The organism is Mesorhizobium sp. URHB0026, assembly GCF_054059755.1.
In genome coordinates this window covers 5,738,827-5,756,978 of the sequence record NZ_JBSSCN010000001.1, presented here as the reverse complement: position 1 = coordinate 5,756,978, position 18,152 = coordinate 5,738,827, and the positions used below count along the sequence as shown (strand labels likewise).

19 protein-coding genes are annotated in these 18,152 nt (G+C 57.7%); all 19 read left to right on the top strand.

What is annotated here, in order from left to right:
• Positions 1 to 57: 57 nt before the first annotated feature.
• Positions 58 to 735: a hypothetical protein gene (locus ACVWWD_RS28310; protein WP_457103564.1), complete on the top strand. Its 678-nt coding sequence runs from the start codon at positions 58 to 60 to the stop codon at positions 733 to 735.
• Positions 722 to 1,741: a hypothetical protein gene (locus ACVWWD_RS28305; RefSeq protein ID WP_457103563.1), complete on the top strand. Its 1,020-nt coding sequence runs from the start codon at positions 722 to 724 to the stop codon at positions 1,739 to 1,741. Before ACVWWD_RS28310 ends, ACVWWD_RS28305 begins: the two co-directional genes overlap by 14 nt.
• Before the next feature lie 12 nt (positions 1,742 to 1,753).
• Positions 1,754 to 3,325, top strand: a complete 1,572-nt coding sequence (locus ACVWWD_RS28300; protein WP_457103562.1) for a Dyp-type peroxidase — start codon at positions 1,754 to 1,756, stop codon at positions 3,323 to 3,325.
• 18 nt (positions 3,326 to 3,343) lie between these two features.
• Positions 3,344 to 4,585, top strand: coding sequence for a cytochrome P450 (locus ACVWWD_RS28295; RefSeq protein WP_457103561.1), 1,242 nt, complete (start codon positions 3,344 to 3,346; stop codon positions 4,583 to 4,585).
• A gap of 298 nt (positions 4,586 to 4,883) precedes the next feature.
• Positions 4,884 to 5,891: a S1/P1 nuclease gene (locus ACVWWD_RS28290; RefSeq protein ID WP_457103560.1), complete on the top strand. Its 1,008-nt coding sequence runs from the start codon at positions 4,884 to 4,886 to the stop codon at positions 5,889 to 5,891.
• 352 nt (positions 5,892 to 6,243) lie between these two features.
• Positions 6,244 to 7,305, top strand: a complete 1,062-nt coding sequence (locus ACVWWD_RS28285; protein WP_457103559.1) for a DUF2252 family protein — start codon at positions 6,244 to 6,246, stop codon at positions 7,303 to 7,305.
• 81 nt (positions 7,306 to 7,386) lie between these two features.
• A complete protein-coding gene (locus tag ACVWWD_RS28280) occupies positions 7,387 to 7,647 on the top strand; it encodes a hypothetical protein (RefSeq protein ID WP_457103558.1) in 261 nt (86 codons plus the stop codon).
• Positions 7,592 to 8,428, top strand: coding sequence for a hypothetical protein (locus ACVWWD_RS28275; protein ID WP_457103557.1), 837 nt, complete (start codon positions 7,592 to 7,594; stop codon positions 8,426 to 8,428). The genes ACVWWD_RS28280 and ACVWWD_RS28275 overlap by 56 nt, the downstream gene beginning before the upstream one ends.
• 674 nt (positions 8,429 to 9,102) lie before the next feature.
• Positions 9,103 to 9,825, top strand: a complete 723-nt coding sequence (locus ACVWWD_RS28270) for a helix-turn-helix transcriptional regulator (RefSeq protein ID WP_457103556.1) — start codon at positions 9,103 to 9,105, stop codon at positions 9,823 to 9,825.
• An 83-nt stretch (positions 9,826 to 9,908) separates the two neighbouring features.
• The gene (locus tag ACVWWD_RS28265; RefSeq protein WP_457103555.1) at positions 9,909 to 10,571 is read left to right on the top strand and encodes an acyl-homoserine-lactone synthase; all 663 of its coding nucleotides are present in this window, start codon (positions 9,909 to 9,911) and stop codon (positions 10,569 to 10,571) included.
• 31 nt (positions 10,572 to 10,602) lie between these two features.
• Positions 10,603 to 11,283 (top strand): hypothetical protein, encoded by a 681-nt coding sequence (locus ACVWWD_RS28260; protein ID WP_457103554.1) that lies wholly within the window; start codon positions 10,603 to 10,605, stop codon positions 11,281 to 11,283.
• A 49-nt stretch (positions 11,284 to 11,332) separates the two neighbouring features.
• Entirely contained in the window at positions 11,333 to 12,001 is a 669-nt protein-coding gene (locus tag ACVWWD_RS28255) for a hypothetical protein (protein WP_457103553.1), read from the top strand.
• Positions 12,002 to 12,020: 19 nt separating this feature from the next.
• Positions 12,021 to 12,851, top strand: a complete 831-nt coding sequence (locus ACVWWD_RS28250; RefSeq protein WP_457103552.1) for an alpha/beta hydrolase — start codon at positions 12,021 to 12,023, stop codon at positions 12,849 to 12,851.
• A gap of 699 nt (positions 12,852 to 13,550) precedes the next feature.
• On the top strand, positions 13,551 to 14,195 hold the full coding sequence (locus ACVWWD_RS28245) for a hypothetical protein (RefSeq protein ID WP_457103551.1): 645 nt from the start codon (positions 13,551 to 13,553) through the stop codon (positions 14,193 to 14,195).
• Between the two features lie 9 nt (positions 14,196 to 14,204).
• A complete protein-coding gene (locus ACVWWD_RS28240; RefSeq protein WP_457103550.1) occupies positions 14,205 to 14,570 on the top strand; it encodes a hypothetical protein in 366 nt (121 codons plus the stop codon).
• Between the two features lie 48 nt (positions 14,571 to 14,618).
• Entirely contained in the window at positions 14,619 to 15,233 is a 615-nt protein-coding gene (locus ACVWWD_RS28235; RefSeq protein WP_457103549.1) for a M15 family metallopeptidase, read from the top strand.
• Positions 15,234 to 15,272: 39 nt separating this feature from the next.
• Positions 15,273 to 15,935 (top strand): glycoside hydrolase domain-containing protein, encoded by a 663-nt coding sequence (locus ACVWWD_RS28230; RefSeq protein WP_457103548.1) that lies wholly within the window; start codon positions 15,273 to 15,275, stop codon positions 15,933 to 15,935.
• 175 nt (positions 15,936 to 16,110) lie between these two features.
• Positions 16,111 to 17,229, top strand: coding sequence for a branched-chain amino acid ABC transporter substrate-binding protein (locus tag ACVWWD_RS28225; RefSeq protein ID WP_457103547.1), 1,119 nt, complete (start codon positions 16,111 to 16,113; stop codon positions 17,227 to 17,229).
• Positions 17,230 to 17,241: 12 nt separating this feature from the next.
• Complete coding sequence (locus ACVWWD_RS28220; RefSeq protein ID WP_457103546.1) at positions 17,242 to 17,970, top strand: hypothetical protein; 729 nt, start codon at positions 17,242 to 17,244, stop codon at positions 17,968 to 17,970.
• The last annotated feature ends 182 nt before the right edge of the window (positions 17,971 to 18,152 follow it).

Sequence of the window (18,152 nt, the reverse complement as noted above, 5' to 3'; positions counted from 1 at the left end):
CCAGTGCGGCACCTCTTGCCGGGTGCGGGGCGGAGCTGTCTAAAGAATTGAGGGGGCATGTCGAATATTGCTGGCAAAGCATATGCAATAAACGTTCTCACGCCCATGCGGCCGTGGCGAACATGGATACAGAACGCGATTTTCATGATTGCGCGGGCCGCCCCGTCGCAACTCTCGGGGCTGCTTGGCTTGAAGCTCATCCATTTCGCGCGCTGGGTTATCATCCGGCGCGATCAGTGGCCTGATCCTGCCGGTGGGGGCAAGCAGCGTTTTGACAACGACTACATGCTGTTCCTGTCCAACTTCAACGGCACGTGGGATCAGTATATCGACGCCTTTGCCGACGGCATCCCCAGCGGATTGGACATGTTCTGGTACGCCAGCACCAAATACCCCCATTCGATCCCGATCTCGACCTTCAAGGACTACATAGGCGCGAATCAGATCCATACGAACTATTATTACAACGCCACCCCAGGTGCAGCGCAGCGCGACATCAAGGCGGCATTGCGGGTCCGCAGCGAGATACTGGCGCTGGCCAACATTCATTCCAGCGGTGACGCGAGGGCTTTTGCGCACGCTTACAGGTGCGCTCTCACGAAGCTGGCCAACTCGCTTGCATCTCCGGGCTTCGCCCCAATCGCCTCGGTCGCGACGCGTAAAGCCGATGCGGCACGGCAGCAGTTCATCAACGCCCTGATCGCGAGGCATGAGGCTGCTGATGCCAAACCATGACGGAGGCCACTACTTCCTGACCGTGCTTGCGCCAATCCGGGTCGAGACGATGGATGGTCCGGTCGTTGGAAGGTCGTATGCGTACCGCCAGCGCCTGGCCCAGAAGCTGGCACTGATCCCGACCGGGCGCCAGACGGCGGAATCGCCCATGGACGGGTGGCGATCGCCATTCTCGTTCAATACGCTTAATCATTTCGCGCGCTTCGTCATCATCGATGGGCCCGCATTCAACGGGCGGGTTTCCGGCGATTCCCTGGTTGGCATTGTACGTGGGATAAATCCGCTCGCGCCGCAGCCGGTCGATCACCTTAGCGGGCCCTATCTGCTGTTTGCCGCCGACATCGACGCGCCGGGCAAAGACGGCGATGCCGCGCTTCGCGCCTACACCCTCGTGCTGTGGGCTACGATGGAGAAGGATCTGAAGGACATATTCGGTAACTGCGACGGATTCGATGGCGTCGATACCGCGGACAAGTTCCATGCCTATATCCGTCGGTGCCAGATCGAGACGTCCATGCCGTTCAATGACTATTGGGCGGGCAAGCTCGATGTCGGCGACGGAAATCTGCCGGTCGGCGCTGTGAAGTCCACAGCCGTCGTCGCCGGAGGCGCGATTGTACTGTGGCTTGCCGCTCTGCTTCTCAATGGCTTGTTCGCGATGTTCGGGGCGGTGCACGGTTTCGCGAGCTGGGTGGCGGCCGCAGCCGCATGGGGCGCGATCGTGGTGCCGCTGCTGATCGCAGTCGCGCTGCTTGCGCTTGCGGTCTATGCCACGTATTGTTCGATCCGGCGCCGGGCCATGAAGCCGTTTGCGACCGCGCCCGATTCCGACTTGCCCTCGGTTCTCAAGGCGCTGGCCGTCCAGCAGCATTTCACTCGTTTTGCAATCGGAGCGCAGGGACTCGACCCAGACGTGTTGTACGCCCGCTTCGGCGATTTCCTCAGTATGATTGAACCAGGCGAACAGACGCCGATGCAACAGCCCGGCGAAATACGGGCGCAGTAGCGGAGTGGGCGAATGATCCGGCTCGACCTTGCCGATATCCAGGGCAACATCCATCGACCTTATGGCCGGTTCGGATTCCCCTACAGCCGTCACCTGTTTTTCCACATTGCCGATCCGGCCGCCGGCCGCCGCTTCGTCCAGGGCATTCGGCCGCGGGTGACGACCGCTGAATCATGGGACGAAAGAGGGCCGGATGGCACTCTGCTGCGGCGCAAACCGCCGATCACACTGAATATCGGGTTTACCTATCCCGGACTGCGCGCGCTCGATCTGCCGACCCGCACACTGCGCCTGTTACCCGACGAGTTTATTGACGGCATGGGTTGTCGTTCCGACATACTGGGCGATGTTCAGGGTAGCGCGCCTGACCAGTGGGATCCGGTCTGGCGCGCGCATCTCGACGATGGCGCACTGCCGGTCCACGTCTGGGTTTCGCTGAACGTCGGCGCCAGTCCGGACGGCTCGCCGCTGCCCGTACTTGCCGAATGGACCAGGTGGCTGGAAGGCCTCGCAGCACCGCCGGCGGCCGGCGTGACACTGCTTTCCGGTCATGGCAAGGACGGATCGGGCCGCTGGCAGGATTCGGCGGCGCGGATGGGCGGTCCGGAAGGGGCAAAGGTCCCCCTTCCGAAGGAACCCTTCGGCTTCACCGACGGCATCGGCGACCCTGTCTTCCGTGGCCAACTGGACGAGAAGGCTGAGGCGTTGGCTGCAGTCGGCGGGGGGAAGATCGCCGAGGGCCCATATGACCCTGCAACAAGCTGGTCGGCCCTGGAGGCAGGCGAGTTCATTCTCGGGCAGGTCGACGAAGGTCAGGAATTTCCTGTCGCCACCCAGCCGCCCGGTTTTGCGCGCAACGGCACCTTCATGGTCTGGCGCAAGCTGCGTCAGGATACGAAGGCATTCGATGCTGAGATGCTACGGCAGGCGGACCTCTGGAAGAAGGTCACCGGCATCACGTGTGACAGGGAGGCGTATGAGACCGTCTGCGCCAAACTGGTAGGCCGCTGGCGGTCGGGCATTCCTCTGTTGGCCGCACCAAGCTGGGCTGATCATGAACGGTTGTCGAAGAATATGCCAAGCGGTGTCGATCTGGCCAGGATTTTGACGGGTTTCCGCTACGGCGATGACCTCGACGGTTCGAAATGCCCTTTCGGAGCGCATATTCGCCGCGCCAACCCACGTGACATGCTCGACCCCGAACTGAGCGTGGAGCAGGGAGCGACCACGCTGACCAACCGTCGCCGCATCCTGCGGCGCGGGCTACCCTATGCCGATCCCGACGGCGAGGTGGGCGTGATCATGATGGCGATCTGCGCGAGCGTGTTCCGGCAGTTCGAGTTCATCCAGCAGCAGTGGATGAGCTATGGCCTGGATTTCGAGGCCGGCAACGACAGCTGTCCCCTGACCGGCAACCGCGCGCAGTCCGACAAGCATGTGATCCCGGGTGGGCCGGCCAACGAAACCACGTTCATCGCGGCCGGGCTTCCTGAGTTCGTGGCCACCCGTGGCGGCGACTACTTCTTCCTGCCCAGCCTCAATGCGATCCGCATGATCGCCATGGGGACAGTTGATCCTACCTGATCAGAGAGAAAATTGAATATGCGGGTCAAGAGCTTCGCCGACCGGGTCATGACGTCTGTCGGGGGGTGGCTCGCGGCGCATACCGAGCTGATGTTCCGAATTGCGCGGAACACGGTGCCGATCCTCCTCGTCAACTACAAGGGCAAGCGCTTCGCGCTGGTCACCCGCTTTGACGATGTGGCCGAGGTCCTGGCTCGGCCCAATGTTTTCGATGTGATCTACGCGCCCAAGATTCGCGTGATCATGGATGGCGACAACATCTTTCTCGGCATGAGCGACGTCGAGCAAGCGACACGCGACAAGACAACGATGCGCATGACCGCGCCCCGAGCCGAGGCTATCTCACGGGTGAAGCCTGAAGTGACGGCGTTGAGCGAGGGGGTTATGGCCAAGGCGATTCCAAACGGACGCGTCGACCTGGCCATGGAATTGACCCAGGATGTAACTACGCGCTTTTTTGGCAACTACTTCGGCACCCCTGGACCCGATGTCAAAACCTTGTCGAATCAGGCGCGACTTCTTTTTCAGTACATGTTCGCCGATATGGGTGACGATCCGGTACTCGATGCGCGTGTGCGGCCGGCTGCAGCAACACTGCGCGGCTACATCGAAAGCGCCATCGCCGAGAGAAAACAGGCACGTGGCAGCCACGACGACATTCTCGAGCGTTGCCTGCAGTTCCAGGACCTGGGCCTGCCCGGAATGGACGACAGAGGGATCCGCAACAACCTGATCGGCCTGATCGTCGGCGCAATGCCGCAGGCACCTATGCTTATCCCGCAACTGTTCGACGTACTGCTCGACCGGCCGGAGGAACTTGCGGCGGCGCAGGCGGCGGCCCGCGCAGACGACGATGCCGCAGTCGCGCGCTATGTGTTCGAGGCCTCTCGGTATTATCCACTGACGCCCGGGCTGTTTCGAAAAACTACCGAAGACTATCGGCTGGCCGGGGGGACCTGGCGCTCACGGACGATTCCGGCCGGGACACAGGTGCTGGCCGCCACCCGTTCGGCGATGTTTGACGGCCGCCGCGTGCCAGATCCGCTATCATTCAGGTTGGATCGGCCGGACTACAGTTACATGCATTTTGGCGCTGGCATGCACGAATGCTTTGGCCTCTACATGAATCGGGTCATGGTGCCGGCGATCTGCAAGGCTGTTCTGAAGCGTCCCGGACTTCGCCGCGCTGCCGGCGACGCTGGCCGGCTCAAACTGGATAGTATCTTTCCGATGAGCCTCGTGGTCGAGTTTGACACCTAGGCTTATGTCGCGTCGCATCCGGTTATTTCGGCCCTCGGTCGCCCAAGGATCTTTCCTTCGCTTGATGTCGTGTCAGGCTCAAAGATCATCCCGATACCCAGTCCGACCTCTCGCGGCTGTTTGCATCCAGTCGGATGAACCCTGCGGGCTCCGGGCCAAACATGCGGACGAGAATGGGGTCGCTTCACGTGTGCGAAGACGGCTGATTGCCTCATCTGCGTAACCAGGGCACCACGCCCTGTGTTGTTGAGGATCAAATCGGCGGTCATATCAAAGTGCGCATTGTAAGGCTGTGCCAATGCTTCCAGCAGTATCAAGGAAGTTTTTTCTTAACTTTGATTTCGTGATATTTACGCAACGCTCGCACTCTAGTATCATCCCCTGCAGGCTGGAAGAGTATAAAAAAGGGGCACAATACGCCCGGTACCAGTGGCTGGGGGCGGCTGTGTCGAGAGCGACCATCTCATTCATAATAGCGCTGTTCTTTACCCAGTCGGCGTTTGCCTGGGGAGCGTCCGGGCATTCCATCGTTGCAGAGTTGGCGCAGAGGCGACTTACGCCAACGGCCGAGGCCAACCTTGAGATCCTGATAGGCCGGGCATCGCTGGCCTCAATCGCTAGCTGGGCAGACGATTTCAAATTTACGCCAGCGGGCACCAAGACAAAGCGCTGGCACTATGTTGACGCCGACGTTTCCGGAGACGGGCATTCATGGCGATCAGGTTGTGAGCTGCAGGCCGAGGGTGACTGCTTGCCGCTGGCCCTTGAGCGGGAGATCAAGGTGCTCTCCAATCCTGGCAATCCCTTAATTGCGAGACAAATTGCGCTCCGGTTTGTCGTCCATCTGGCGGGCGATCTGACGCAGCCATTTCACTGCGCGAACTATGGGGATGATGGCGGCGGAAACAGCATAAAGATCGATTTCACGGGAAGAGGTCTCGACGGCAAGGAAGTCAAGGTTTCCAGCAGTCTCCATAGTCTTTGGGACGATGGCTTGATCAACGCGCATGCATTCAGCTGGGGTGCCTATCTCGAAGAGCTCGACGCGACGACGGCGCCGACGGTGTCGGCCGATTCGGACATTGACTACATCGGTACGTGGGCCGATGCATGCCATGAAGCCGGAAAGACCGCTTACAAGCTTCTTCCTGCCGGATGGCAGGCAAAGGTCGCGGCCGGAGCGCCGATTGTTCTGGATTCGACCTACCAGATTGCGGCGCAGCCGCTGCTGGACAGGCAGCTGGCTGTCGGCGGCCTGCAGCTCGCGGTGATACTGAATGAGGCTCTTGGCAAGACGAGCGAGTAGAGAGGGCAACGTCTCTATTTGTAGTGTAATTGACGTGACTGAGCGATTCGGCAGGCCAGATTTCGTCTGGGGAGCTGGTTCCTTGCCTTGTAAATAAATCTGGAATGTGGGTGACGCATGGTCGGATTGGATTTGACGGCAGAGCGCAGGCGGCAGGCGATGTTCGCTGCTGCCGCACGGTGGCAAAAGCGGACGGAGGCCCGATCAGCTGACGCGGATGCAGATGCGTCAGGCGGGGCACCGGATGTGCAGGTAGGGTGAACCCGATCGGGTACAGGTATCGATCAACATAGGCAGTGCCGCCCGCAAACCTGGCGGGCAGGAAATACTGCCAGCCATGGGCGTAAGGTCTTTGAACAGCTTTCAGGATTGCAACAGCGCATACGAAACATGGCTTCGCACCCAATGTGACGTCATCGAGGCCGATCTTGAATACAAGCGCGAGCGGATGAGGAAGGATCCTTTTACGTTCCTGCGGGCGACGTTTTTCCGCTGGGCCGGGGAGATCGAGCGGATCTGTCCTGAACTGGCCAAGGCGCCATCTGTCCTCAGCGTGGGCGATATCCACACTGAAAACTTCGGAACCTGGCGAGATGCTGATGCGCGTCTGGTCTGGGGCGTGAACGACTTTGATGAAGCGGCGATCATCCCATATCCGTTCGATCTTGTGAGACTGGCCACGAGCGTCCAGCTTGCTCCGGGGATCGAACTCAACGGCCACGATACGTCGGACGCAATCATGGCCGGATATCGCAACGGTCTTCGAGGACCGCGACCAACGCTGGTCGACGAGAACGCGGTGTGGATGCGGCGGTTTGTGGTGTGCACCGATTCGGATTGCGCGAAATTCTGGGAAGAGATTCAATCGTATCCGATCGCCGAGCCGCCGGCCGAAGCCAGGAGAGCTCTTCAATCGAGCGTGCCTCCCACCGCCGTGGTTCAGCGGTTTGCATCGCGCCGAAAGGGTGGTGGCGGGTTGGGCAGGGCTCGCTTCGTCGCCGTCTCGAACTGGCAAGGGGGCCAGGTCGTTCGGGAAGCGAAAGCCGCGGTGCCATCTGCCTGGTATTGGGCCCACGGTGTGACGGCTGACACATCGGCCGCCCACGATCTGTCATGCGGCGAATTTAGTTCGGCCGATCCCTGTCTGCGAATTGGTGAGAAGTTCATCGTCCGTCGAATTGCGGTGGATTCTCGAAAACTGGACCTTGGCGACAATGCCGGGGCGAAACTTGACCTGATGGCTATCGAAGCAATGGGCTTCGAATTGGGCTCGATCCATGCGGCGGGCGAGGCGCAGAGAAATGCCGTTCGCGCCAATCTGGATTCGTTGTCCGACGGCCGACTTCGCGACGCCGTCAAAGCTGCTCGCGACAGCGTTGAAGTGGACTATGCCGCCTGGTGTTCCGGCCACTGAAAGTGCGGTGCCTCCGACAGGAATAGCCTCAGCTAGCGGCAACGCGGGTGATTGGCAGGAATCGCAGAGTGGAGGATTTGTATGCTGCCTGCACTGAAGCACCTCTTTGCCAATATTTCAATCTGGCTGATAGTGCTTAAATATATGGGCCTTAGCCTTGCTACGGGATCGTCGATCTGGGCGACGATCAATGTGCTGACCACCACAGGCCCGGATAACCGCAAGCAGCTCACGGCCGCCGGCGTCGTTTCGATTGTGCTGACGATTTTGGGCCTGGTGATCAGCATTGTGTCTGCAAAGGCGGCGCGCTGCGACCGTACAGGCAGCCCAGATTGCCGCTAAAGCCAAACGAACCAATGACATCATCATTGCTGGGCAGCCGCTGACCAGCCTGAACCTGACATGGGAATTTCGGGGTCTAGACGAGGACGTCGTCAAGACATTGAAGAAGGGCCACAACGATGCGATGGCTTTTATCGAAGATCAGCAAGGTGAGCGGGACGGGCAACAGAATGGTGCCGTCTTTCGGCAGGACCAACTCTATCCGTTTCTGGTGGCGCTTTCGCGACGCTTTTGCAAGGACACAACGAAGGGCGGGGAATCAGATGTCGTGGTCCTGCTCGCGCTCGATGATGACCAGAACGCAGTCTTGCCTTTCGGCTTCCTTAGCAATGAGGGACCAGGGGGCGGAGCCGGCTCGGGCGATTCACTGAAGCCTGCGAATCCACCGAGTGTCGAGGTTGGAGATCATGGTGAACTTGGAAATTCCGACCTTTTGAACTGGCCGAGCTTGGACATGGAGACAACCAGCGCGGCGGTAACATGGCGGCTGGATCCGTTGACCTTCGCCAAGTCGCTTGGCCGGCAAAATCAATTCATCGTGCCGACCGCGAAGCTCCCAGCTGTCTTGCACATCGCCGTCCTCTTCAACATCAAGAAACTCCCCTTCACATCGGGCAATTTCGCTTTGCCGAGGATCAGGACTTTTGGAAGTTCCGCGACAGGTTCGACGATCCCCCCGAAGGCTTCCAGGCGAAGATTGATCTGTCAAAGAGCACGTTTACCTCATCCGTGCACCTGGTTCCAAACAGCTCGGCACTCGTGGCCTACGACTACAGTCTGAACCGGGTGTTCGAAACGCTGTTTCTCGACTCCTTCGGGGAGGCGGACCCGGATCTTCGGGCCTTGATATTCGAATACGGACTTAAGAGCTGAGAAGAATGGTCGAACGGGCATCCAGGGTATACAGAATGCACAGCGATACGTTTGGATGGGGCACGACGCAAGCAACAATTGAAGCGAGCCGGCCTGATTTGAGGCACAGCATTCGATATCAAGAGCTGCCATCGGCTGCATCGCAGACTTGGCCTGGCTCACAGGTGTTGCTGCGTCAATAATCTCATGGATACGGGAGGTGCGGACGTCTACCGCTTGAGCAGTCGGCACGCATATGCCTGACAGGCCCACGGCAGCCGCCCAAGTGGGCTCTGGGGCGCCTTGCCGCCATAGCACAACACGTCGCCGACCGGCTGATGCTGGCCGCGTCGATCTTGGAATAGCTAGAGCGACTCGATGGGATAGATGTCGTCTGCTCCGACGGTCTTCAGGGTCATGCCGGGGAAGAAGCAGACCAAGCTCCACATGGGACGGATTGCACGGTGCGTCCAACAATTTCACCAAGAAACGTCCAATGCTTCACTCTTGAACATTGGCAAAACAGGGCCGTTCTACTATGATATTATGAGCTGCTAATTTACCTGACACTCGTATTGCAGCCGAGAGGCGGGGATCTCTGGCATGATCGATTCAGACGTGTTCGACTTTGTCGAGCGCTGCAGAAAGCACAAGGCGACTGGGCCGCTACTGGACGACCTTCTTGAAACCGTGAGAAACCTCGGGTTTGAGCATCTTATCCTCAGTGGTGTGCCGCTCGGTGGCCAGAAACTGGCGCCGATGGTTGAACTGAACGGCTGGCCCGCAGGCTGGTTTGAACGATATGTCGAAGCCGAGCATGCTGCTGTCGACGGCGTCTGCATCTACTCGGCGAAGACACTCAAGCCGTTCCTCTGGGCCGATGTCCCGGCAAAATGGTCCGATACTGAAGGCTCCCGGCGCGTTGCAGGCGAAGCGACAGAGTTCGGTATCTTGAGTGGTTTTGCGGTGCCGATGCTTAGCGTTCACCATTGGCAGTCCGTCTTGTCTTTCGCCTCCTCGCAGAAGAGTTGCAGCCTGTCGCCACGCCAGCAGGTGCAACTGGTCACCATGGCGGTCTATGCCGGCATGTCGATCCAGGCCCTCCCGAGTGATGGTGACGGCGATGAAGGCCTGTTGACCGATCGGGAGAAGGAAGTCCTTTTGTGGGCGGCGGCAGGCAAGACTTCGTCAGAAACCTCCCAAATCCTTGGTCTGACCGAGCGCACGGTCAAATGGCACTCGACGCGGGCCCGCGAGGCCTTTGGTGTCGCGACCACCACCCAGGCCGTTGTCGAAGCCGTTCGCAGGCGTCTGATCCACCCTTAGTTGCGTCAACTGTCCGATCGGACAGGTGACGTACTTTAGGACGACTGCAACTATTCCTCCGAGAACCGCCGGGGGATGGCGCAATGATCACTGCTCATGTCGTCAGCGCGTATAACAAGCATCTCTACGAAAATGAATTCGACGAGTTTCTGCGGCGGCGGCACGACTTCTTCGTTCATCAAAAACGCTGGCGCCCTCCAAGTCCAGACGGTCGCGAACTGGACCAGTTCGATACCGATGCGGCGACGTACCTGCTCGGTATCGAAGATGGTCGCGTGGTGACCTCGGCTCGACTGATCCCGACGAGCGAGCCTCACATGGTCTCGGAGGTTTTTTCCCACATGTGCGAAAAATCGGGCGTGCCTAGACGTCCCGATTGGGCCGAATGGACACGCACATTCGTAGTTCCTGACAAGCGTTCGACCGGGTTGCGGGGCACGCTGACGCAGCTGTGCTGTGCGGTGATGGAATATGCGCTCGACGAGGGTCTCGCCGCGGTGGGTGGCGTCCAGGAAACCTATTTCATGCCGCATCACGGAGCGCTCAAGTGGCGGGCGGAGCCGATGGGCATGGCCAGGGAACAGAACGGCGAGTGGTACATCGTCGCATACATTGAGGTGAATGAGGCTGCGCTAGCCAGCGTTCACAAGGTCCTTGGTATCGGCCATTCGTTGCTCGTCCGGCGCGGTCCCCAGATGCCGTTCGTACCAGTTAAAGAATATGCAGCCGGCGTGGCTTCGGCTTGAGTCCAACTAGCAATTTGGTGAGGATGTGGCTGTGTCAAAACTCTCGGACGGCATGCGATGGTTCAAGACTTCCTTCTCGGCTCAAATCGATGCCGCAATAGAACAAACGCCATTCAGCCTCGATCTGATGACCGCGCTAGGAACACAGGAGACCTTTGAAATCTGGGGGAACCTGTTCAAGACGATGCCTGTGGCAGAGATCCTGGAGGTTTGCGTCGGCGACACCATTGATGCGCCTGCTCGAACGGCATTCCCGACAACAAAGCAGAATCTGCTAACGGACCCCAATGGTCAGCAATTATTTGCGATCGCTCGTGGCGCGCTTGAAGCGATGGGAGAACACAATGCGACCTATCACAAGGTCGCGATGGCGAACCCAAACAAGTTCTGCCACGGATTTGGGATTTTTCAATACGACATTCAATTCTCCCGACATGGCGTCGACCCCGATTTCTTTCTCAAAAAGAAATGGTTTCAATTCGACCAGAGCCTTGCAAAGGCTTTGTCAGAGTTGGGTCAGGCGCAAGCTCGGGCAGGGCTTGGCGGGAGAGCATCGCTTTCCGATCTTGAGCAGGCGCACGTCGCAATTGCTTACAACACCGGTTCGTTCAATCCATCCAAGGGATTGAAACAGGGCTACAAGGACAAGAATAGTGGAAAGTATTATGGAGAAATGATCGCAGAGTACATGAATATAAGCAAATCCGTGTGAATTATAAGCGCCAAAGTAGCGGCATCTGTGAATAGAGTGGAGCGCGAACATGTCTTTCGATCTTGGCGATCTTGGCGGCATGGTATCGTCCATAGGGGCCTTGGGGACGGCTGCGTTTGGTCTGGTTGATGCGACCAAAGTGTATCGCGGTGGCGTGTCCAATATCGGGTTCGGGTTCATCAGCGATGTCGTGACACCCTATAAATCCGCTTTGGCTCTGGTAAATGCGGACGATCCGTTGGCGACGGTTCGAGCTAACTGGCTGAACGGCGTCGCCAAGTCGGACCAGAAAGCCGCAGTGAAGTCGCTCATCCGGCTAGGGCTGACGGCAGCGAGCGTTGCTGCATTGGCAGCAGCAGCCCCAGGTATCGACGCAGGAGCCCTCAAGGCAGCGTCGCTGAAAATTGACGGCGGACAGACGTTGACAGAGGACGACATCAACGTGCTCGGCCGCTTCGACGCCATTGTTGATGCGCAAATGGATGCAGGTTTTGAGCGTGCAGATCAAAAATACCGCAACGCCGCTAAAGTTCTGGCGGCAGGATTTGCAATAACGCTTGCAATGCTCGGTGAGGCAGTATTGGGCGGAACCACCCCGCGCGATTATATGACGGCTTTGCTTGTGGGGCTTGTGTCTACTCCAGTCGCTCCAATTGCCAAGGATCTGGCGAGCGCACTCGGCACGGCAGTCTCGGCAATGAAAGCCACGAAGGGCTAAACAGCTAATGACGATATACATGACCTTTCGCCAGAAAACAGTGGGCGGCGGCGTCAAGAGTCCGACCTTCCTGGAAGGCGACGGCACTACATCCGCCCTGGGTTTGCGCGATCTTTCCGAGCAACGGCTCGTTGGAATGGCCAGCAATCATGACGTGCTTTTTGCCGTGCATGGCTTCAATGTATCGTTCAAGCAAGGCGCGTGCGCACTCGGCCGACTAGAAGCGGCCTTGGACCTGCCTGCAAGTTGTCAGTTCATCGCAGTTCTTTGGCCGGGGGATTCGTGGCTACCCGTGATGAACTACCCTTTCGAAGGATCAACCTCGATCGACTGTGGCCGTCGCCTGGCCAGCTTCTGCAATCGAACGCTCACCGGAGCGGCGAGCGTATCCTTTGTCTCCCACAGTCTCGGTGCCAGGCTCGCGCTAGAGGCCACGAGGAAGCTGGAGCGGAAGGTTCGTTCTGTCTGTCTTACCGCCGCCGCGATCAACGATGACTGCCTGACGTCGGAATATGCAGGTGCCTTTGCTAATAGTACAGTTGTTTCTGTGCTGGCTTCGCACCGCGATCTGGTGCTGAAACTGGCCTTCCCGATCGGCGATCCAGTCGCCGATGTCCTGCATCTCGACCATAAGCCATTTCAGTCTGCTCTGGGCTATGGCGGTCCGCCTGAATCAATCGGCGCAACCGTGCCGCCGTGGCAAATCGCTGACAGATCTGAATTTGGCCATAGCGACTACCTGCCGCCAGGCGATCCAAACCTCCCATTTCCCGACCCAGACGGCAAATGGACGAAGGTCGCAGGCTTCATGAGCCGCGCGTTCGAGGGAAGAACACAAAGCTGGCCATGATAACAAGGCACGGCAACTGGCGGTAGCATTTCTTCTGTCGACAACTGCGACCACCGCAGCACCAGTCCGGTCGCCCCGTTGGGAGGTAACCCGATCGAGGTAACGGAAATCGCCAGAAGGGATTTTTCCAAGGGTCTGGAGGTAGCCGGTTCGGGCGCGTATTTCGACAGATCTAGCGTGGGGACGTTTCGCAGTCGTTGGAGCCTGTCTAGAAGCTCTCCGCTTCAGAGGCAGCATTCCCGTCCCTCTATCTTGGCGGTATGGACATCTATGACCAGGGTGTGGCGAGCTATCACGACGGCACAAAAATTGTAGTCGACCCAGGTGATGCAGACATTAAGCAACTTGTTCCTGCCGCTCGGGCCGCATTGCCACATCGCAGCCGAGATCCCGTCGTAGGCGTGGCGGAGTCCGCACGGATCACCTTCATACCGGGTTGATGGCCTATGTCTCCAATAAGACGAGATTGTCGCGATGGCGACTGGCGATACTGATCGCAATTTTTGCATTAGCGGTGGTCGCCTGTGCAGGTGGCTTCTTCGGTGGCGCGGTCCGAGGCAGGCCTATGTGCGGGGCGGGATCTTTCGACAAGATCTTCTTCGGACACAGCCCACAAGAGCGTCAACTGTCCGATCGGACAGGTGACGTATCTTAGCTCGCCTGCAACTATTCCTCAGGTAACGGTTGGGGGATTGCGCGATGATTGCCGCCAATGTCGTCACTGCGCTCAAGAGACACCCGTACGAGAACGAACTCGGAGGGCCTTTCTCTCGACGGAGAACCCGCGCTTTCGCTGTTCGCGCATCGAATCCTGTCTCCAGGTTTCTCGAGGCGAGTAGCGCACGCCTGCTACTCGTCCTGCTTTCGCTTATCTGTACCATCGGTGGGTGCTCGATCCAGCTTTCGCCGGCCTACGACCAAGCGATGTACGCTAGCCTTTCTGACCTTAATGTGAAGACTGAAACACTTTTTTCTTCACTCTCCCGTGGCGGAACCGAAGGTGATTTCCCGAAGTACAAGCCAACTTATGACCAACTTATTGGAGGATTTTCTGCTGCGCGCGTAACTGCGGCATCGCGTGAAGTTCCAGCTCCCAGCCAGCGGCTTCTGGGGATCTCCCATTTGAAAGGGGTCTGCGGAGATGATCCCACGAATTGCGTCAACCCAACGCCCCACCACCTGGAGAAGGTGATCGCGCTGTTGACCGCGATGCGTGACACCCATCAGCAAGGAAAGCTCTTGAGCGAGTTGGTCAGCGGCCTAAACGGCCAAGGCGGCTTCAAGGGCCAATACGAAATAGAGATGAGCCGCATTCTCGTGTTTGAGACCGCCCTGCAGCGATAGGAGATTCCTTTGGCTACCACCTTCGATGTCAATGGCACCGTTCATGCCCTGATTGCTGCAATTCAGAAGCAGGCAAAACAGGGCTGGAGCACAATATCTACGATGGTCACTCAGCAGGCCAAGATGATGGCGCAGCAGGCTGCCTGGATCGCGGAAAGCAGCATCATCGGTGCGCTTAAGAGTGACCCCGTTCTGCAGCACCTGTTTGCTGATCAGCTGGCAGACTCTGTGAGGAATCTAGCCAGCGATGTAGCGGCACTGACCATTTTGACGATCGAAAAAGTATGGAACGCCGCCGTGAGCGTGCTTTGGAGCGCAATCAATAAGGCACTGTCGAGTGCAAGCATGGGCCTTCTGGTGTTGCCTGCACTCTAACAGCGAGTGAGTTCACCGCCCTGGCCGCCAACAACGAGGGGATACAGCATGGCCAAGAAACCATCAGCCGCGCCGAGCGAGTTGACTTATTACCTCACGATGGTGCCCTTGCAAGATCTGCTTCCCATTAATGCAGGACTAAGGTCTGCACAGGAAGAGACGATGATCTCCTTGCTCGGGTCACCCGAATTACCCCTGACAACCCAGGATCAGCCTGACAGAGCAAGCTCGCTTGTCAAGGCGCTTGAAGTGACCACCCGCATCTCAGCCAATATAAAACCGACGGGCATCAGACCCGCAATATCAAGCCTTGGCGGCATCCTGAAAGATGCTTTCGCTCAGGAAGCTGGGTCCGGTCATAATCTCGAAGCTGTGCTAGACGATGACGGTATGCTTGTCGTCCGCTACCGCAGGCCAACCAATGGGCATCCATCCACAAAAATAAGCAACCATTCCTGGGGGACGGCGATCGACTTCAGGTTAGTCGGACACGATCCCCCCGGGAACACGCATGGCATGGTGCCCCGATTTGTCGCCGTTCTGCTGCCGTTCTTCAATCGCGCTGGTTGGTATTCGGGTATTGGCTTTTCCGACACCATGCATTTCGAAGTAGCCGATGACACTATTCACAAATGGGCAATTGAAGGTGCCTTGAAGCCATAGCCGGAGACCGGCAGTAAATATGAATATAGGAGGGTATGGATGTCGGGTTTTGCTGGTTTCGATGCCTCAGGATTTCCCGGACTCGCGACTACGAGCTGGCTGAAGACAAACACGAACCTGCGCTGGTGCGGTTTCTACCTTGGCCCCGCACCGAGCCATCTCGGTGGCGACTGGATGCTCCACCGCGCCGCGTTGGTGCAACAGGGGTGGGGTATTGCGCCCCTGTATGTCGGCCAGCAGGTGGTAGGAAAGGGCAGAAAGCTATCATCTGGCCCGCAAGGCAGGGCTGATGGCCTGCAGGCAGTTTCGCTTATGAAGTCGGCCGGGTTTGCCGCAGGAACGTTTGTCTATCTTGATCTTGAAAATGGCCCGCCGCTCGCGTCCGTGCAGCGCGACTATGTGGGATCCTGGGTTGACACCGTGGCAGCGAACGGCTTCGGCCCAGGCATCTATTGTTCGCACGGGTTTGCCCTGGAAGTGCATGCACTACGTCCAGCTGCACGTATTTGGGCCTTTAAGATTATAACGGCAGCTATACACCTAGTCCCGGGCAGCAACTTTCCGGATTCACATCCATCGGGATCAGGGTTTACCGGCTCATTCATTTGGCAAATCGCGCAAAACGCGGTGATCGACGTCAAATCGCCTCAGACACTCAAGGTCGACCTTGATACGGCGGTGACCCCCGACCCGGGACGCTAGTCAAGAGCGATGGGCATGAATGTCAAAGTCTTTCGCGACGAATTGATCGCCACTCTAAACAGGACAGCTTTTCACATCAGATGGTTTGATTGTTGGTTGGCCTTACAACTGGTTTGAATTTGCGCTGTGCCATCGGCACGCCAAGTTAATATTTTCTCTGGTGAGGAGGACCAAGATGAGTACTGTCGAAAAGTTACTCTTTTCCGCAATCGGACTGGCTGCGCTCATTGCGTTCAGCGGCAGCGCGGGGGCCGACATCCTGATCGGCGTCGCCGGTCCGATCACCGGCCCAAACGCCGCCTTCGGTGCACAGCTGCAGAAGGGCGCTGAGCAGGCGGCCGCCGACATCAACGCGGCGGGCGGCATCAACGGCCAGCTGATCAAGCTCGAAGTCGGTGACGATGTGTCGGATCCAAAACAGGGCATCTCGGTCGCCAACAAGTTCATCGGTGACGGCGTCAAGTACGTCATCGGCCACTTCAACTCGGGCGTGACGATCCCAGCCTCGGACGTCTATGCCGAGAATGGTATTCTCGTGATCACGCCTTCTGCGACTAACCCCAGCCTGACCGAGCGTGGCATGTGGAACACGTTCCGCACCTGTCCACGCGACGACCAGAGGGGCATGGTTGCTGGCGCCTATATCGCTGCCAATTATAAAGGGGCCAAGATCGCCATCGTGCACGACAAAAGATCTTATGGCCAGAACCTGGCCGACCAAACCAAGAACGCGATACACGCCGCCGGCATAGCCGATGCCATGTATGAAGACATCGATGTCGCTGGCGGAGATTTTTCAACACTTGCCTCGAAAATGACGAATGCTGGTGTATCCGTTGTTTATTTTGACGGTGATCCCAACGACTCAGAGGTATTTGCACAAAAAATAGGCCCTGACGTACAAGCTATACTTACGACTTACATTCCTGATCCCCGCTCTATCCCAGGCGCCAAGGAGCTTGTCGAGAAGTTCCGCGCCGCCGGTTTCGAGCCGGAGGCCTATACGCTCTACTCCTACGCAGCGCTGCAGATCGTCGCCGCCGCCGCCGCCAAGGTCGGCTCGGCCGATGACGCGCAGAAAGTTGCGGAAGCCATCAAGGCGGATGGCCCCTGGAAGACCGCGATCGGCGACATCGGCTATGACGCGAAAGGCGACGTCACCCTATCTGAGTTTGGGGTCTACGAAGTTGCAAAAGACGGTTGCCCGCAATGTCCTAAGAGTGGTGCTTGCCCGCAAGCAATCACCGACACGCCAAAATGTGATTGTCCTAAATCCGGCGCGTGCCCTCAATAAAGGTTCCTAACCATGCCAAAGGATGAAAGCTCTCGACTAAAGGTCGTAAAAAACAACCCCCATGCTTCCGAGGCAGGAAAGTTTTCTTTTTTGGGAATCGAGATTGGTGGCTGGGGAAGCCTGCTTGCGCTTATAATATCCTTGTTCGGTGTCCTTTGGACCGGGTACGACAAGTTGATCGCCCAACCTCAACCAGAACTTTTCAAGCCGGATACGATTGAGCTCGTTTGTGAGTTCGATGAAAAATGCCTTGCTTCCAGCAGGTTCTTCCTTCGAGCGAATCCGATCGTTGTGCTTAATAAGGCCCGCGGTGATCACGCTTTTAACGTGGTGTCTATTTCGGTTGAACTGAGTTTCGTAGATTCGATGAGCAATAAAGTAAAAGATGTTGCGCTAAAATGGCAGTACATCTCCGAGATAACCATTTCAACTAACAAGAGAACACCAGTCGGAGCATTTGAGGTGGCGTTCGATCGCCCTTTCGTCAAGGAAGTAGAATTTTTCGGCAGAAGAATAATCAAAAGTGACTATTCGGTAGATCGTGCAAATCTGCTGGATTTTTCGCAACTTCGCGAACTTATAGGTAAAATACCTCGTGGAAATTTAACTATAGAATTCACTGCTGAGTTATCGGGTGGCCAGATATTGACTGCAGGATGCCGCGTTCCAGTTGATGAAGAGTTGTCAAGGAATATCGATGATGAGACGATCGGGGTATTTCCACGAGAATGCTCTGTCTGATTTCTATGCTATCCATCCGTGCGGCGTGTATGACGAGCTCAACTTCGTTTCTTTTCAACGCACCGTCCGAACTGGCTGCGGAGCCACGGCGCCAATCCGCGGCGACGAGGGCAGCGCTGCGTCGACGGTGCGGTGACAAGCAGACTTTGTGGTTTCCGACAGAAGAAAACAGGTCGTTGGTG

Bases quoted from the DNA above. Each gene is read 5' to 3' on its own strand.
- ACVWWD_RS28265 (WP_457103555.1), top strand. From the start codon at position 9,909: ATGATCACTGCTCATGTCGTCAGCGCGTATAACAAGCATCTCTACGAA.
- ACVWWD_RS28290 (WP_457103560.1), top strand. From the start codon at position 4,884: ATGCTTCCAGCAGTATCAAGGAAGTTTTTTCTTAACTTTGATTTCGTG.
- ACVWWD_RS28305 (WP_457103563.1), top strand. From the start codon at position 722: ATGCCAAACCATGACGGAGGCCACTACTTCCTGACCGTGCTTGCGCCA.
- ACVWWD_RS28245 (WP_457103551.1), top strand. From the start codon at position 13,551: ATGATTGCCGCCAATGTCGTCACTGCGCTCAAGAGACACCCGTACGAG.
- ACVWWD_RS28225 (WP_457103547.1), top strand. From the start codon at position 16,111: ATGAGTACTGTCGAAAAGTTACTCTTTTCCGCAATCGGACTGGCTGCG.
- ACVWWD_RS28295 (WP_457103561.1), top strand. From the start codon at position 3,344: ATGCGGGTCAAGAGCTTCGCCGACCGGGTCATGACGTCTGTCGGGGGG.
- ACVWWD_RS28270 (WP_457103556.1), top strand. From the start codon at position 9,103: ATGATCGATTCAGACGTGTTCGACTTTGTCGAGCGCTGCAGAAAGCAC.
- ACVWWD_RS28220 (WP_457103546.1), top strand. From the start codon at position 17,242: ATGCCAAAGGATGAAAGCTCTCGACTAAAGGTCGTAAAAAACAACCCC.
- ACVWWD_RS28300 (WP_457103562.1), top strand. From the start codon at position 1,754: ATGATCCGGCTCGACCTTGCCGATATCCAGGGCAACATCCATCGACCT.
- ACVWWD_RS28310 (WP_457103564.1), top strand. From the start codon at position 58: ATGTCGAATATTGCTGGCAAAGCATATGCAATAAACGTTCTCACGCCC.
- ACVWWD_RS28250 (WP_457103552.1), top strand. From the start codon at position 12,021: ATGACCTTTCGCCAGAAAACAGTGGGCGGCGGCGTCAAGAGTCCGACC.
- ACVWWD_RS28255 (WP_457103553.1), top strand. From the start codon at position 11,333: ATGTCTTTCGATCTTGGCGATCTTGGCGGCATGGTATCGTCCATAGGG.
- ACVWWD_RS28230 (WP_457103548.1), top strand. From the start codon at position 15,273: ATGTCGGGTTTTGCTGGTTTCGATGCCTCAGGATTTCCCGGACTCGCG.
- ACVWWD_RS28280 (WP_457103558.1), top strand. From the start codon at position 7,387: ATGCTGCCTGCACTGAAGCACCTCTTTGCCAATATTTCAATCTGGCTG.
- ACVWWD_RS28235 (WP_457103549.1), top strand. From the start codon at position 14,619: ATGGCCAAGAAACCATCAGCCGCGCCGAGCGAGTTGACTTATTACCTC.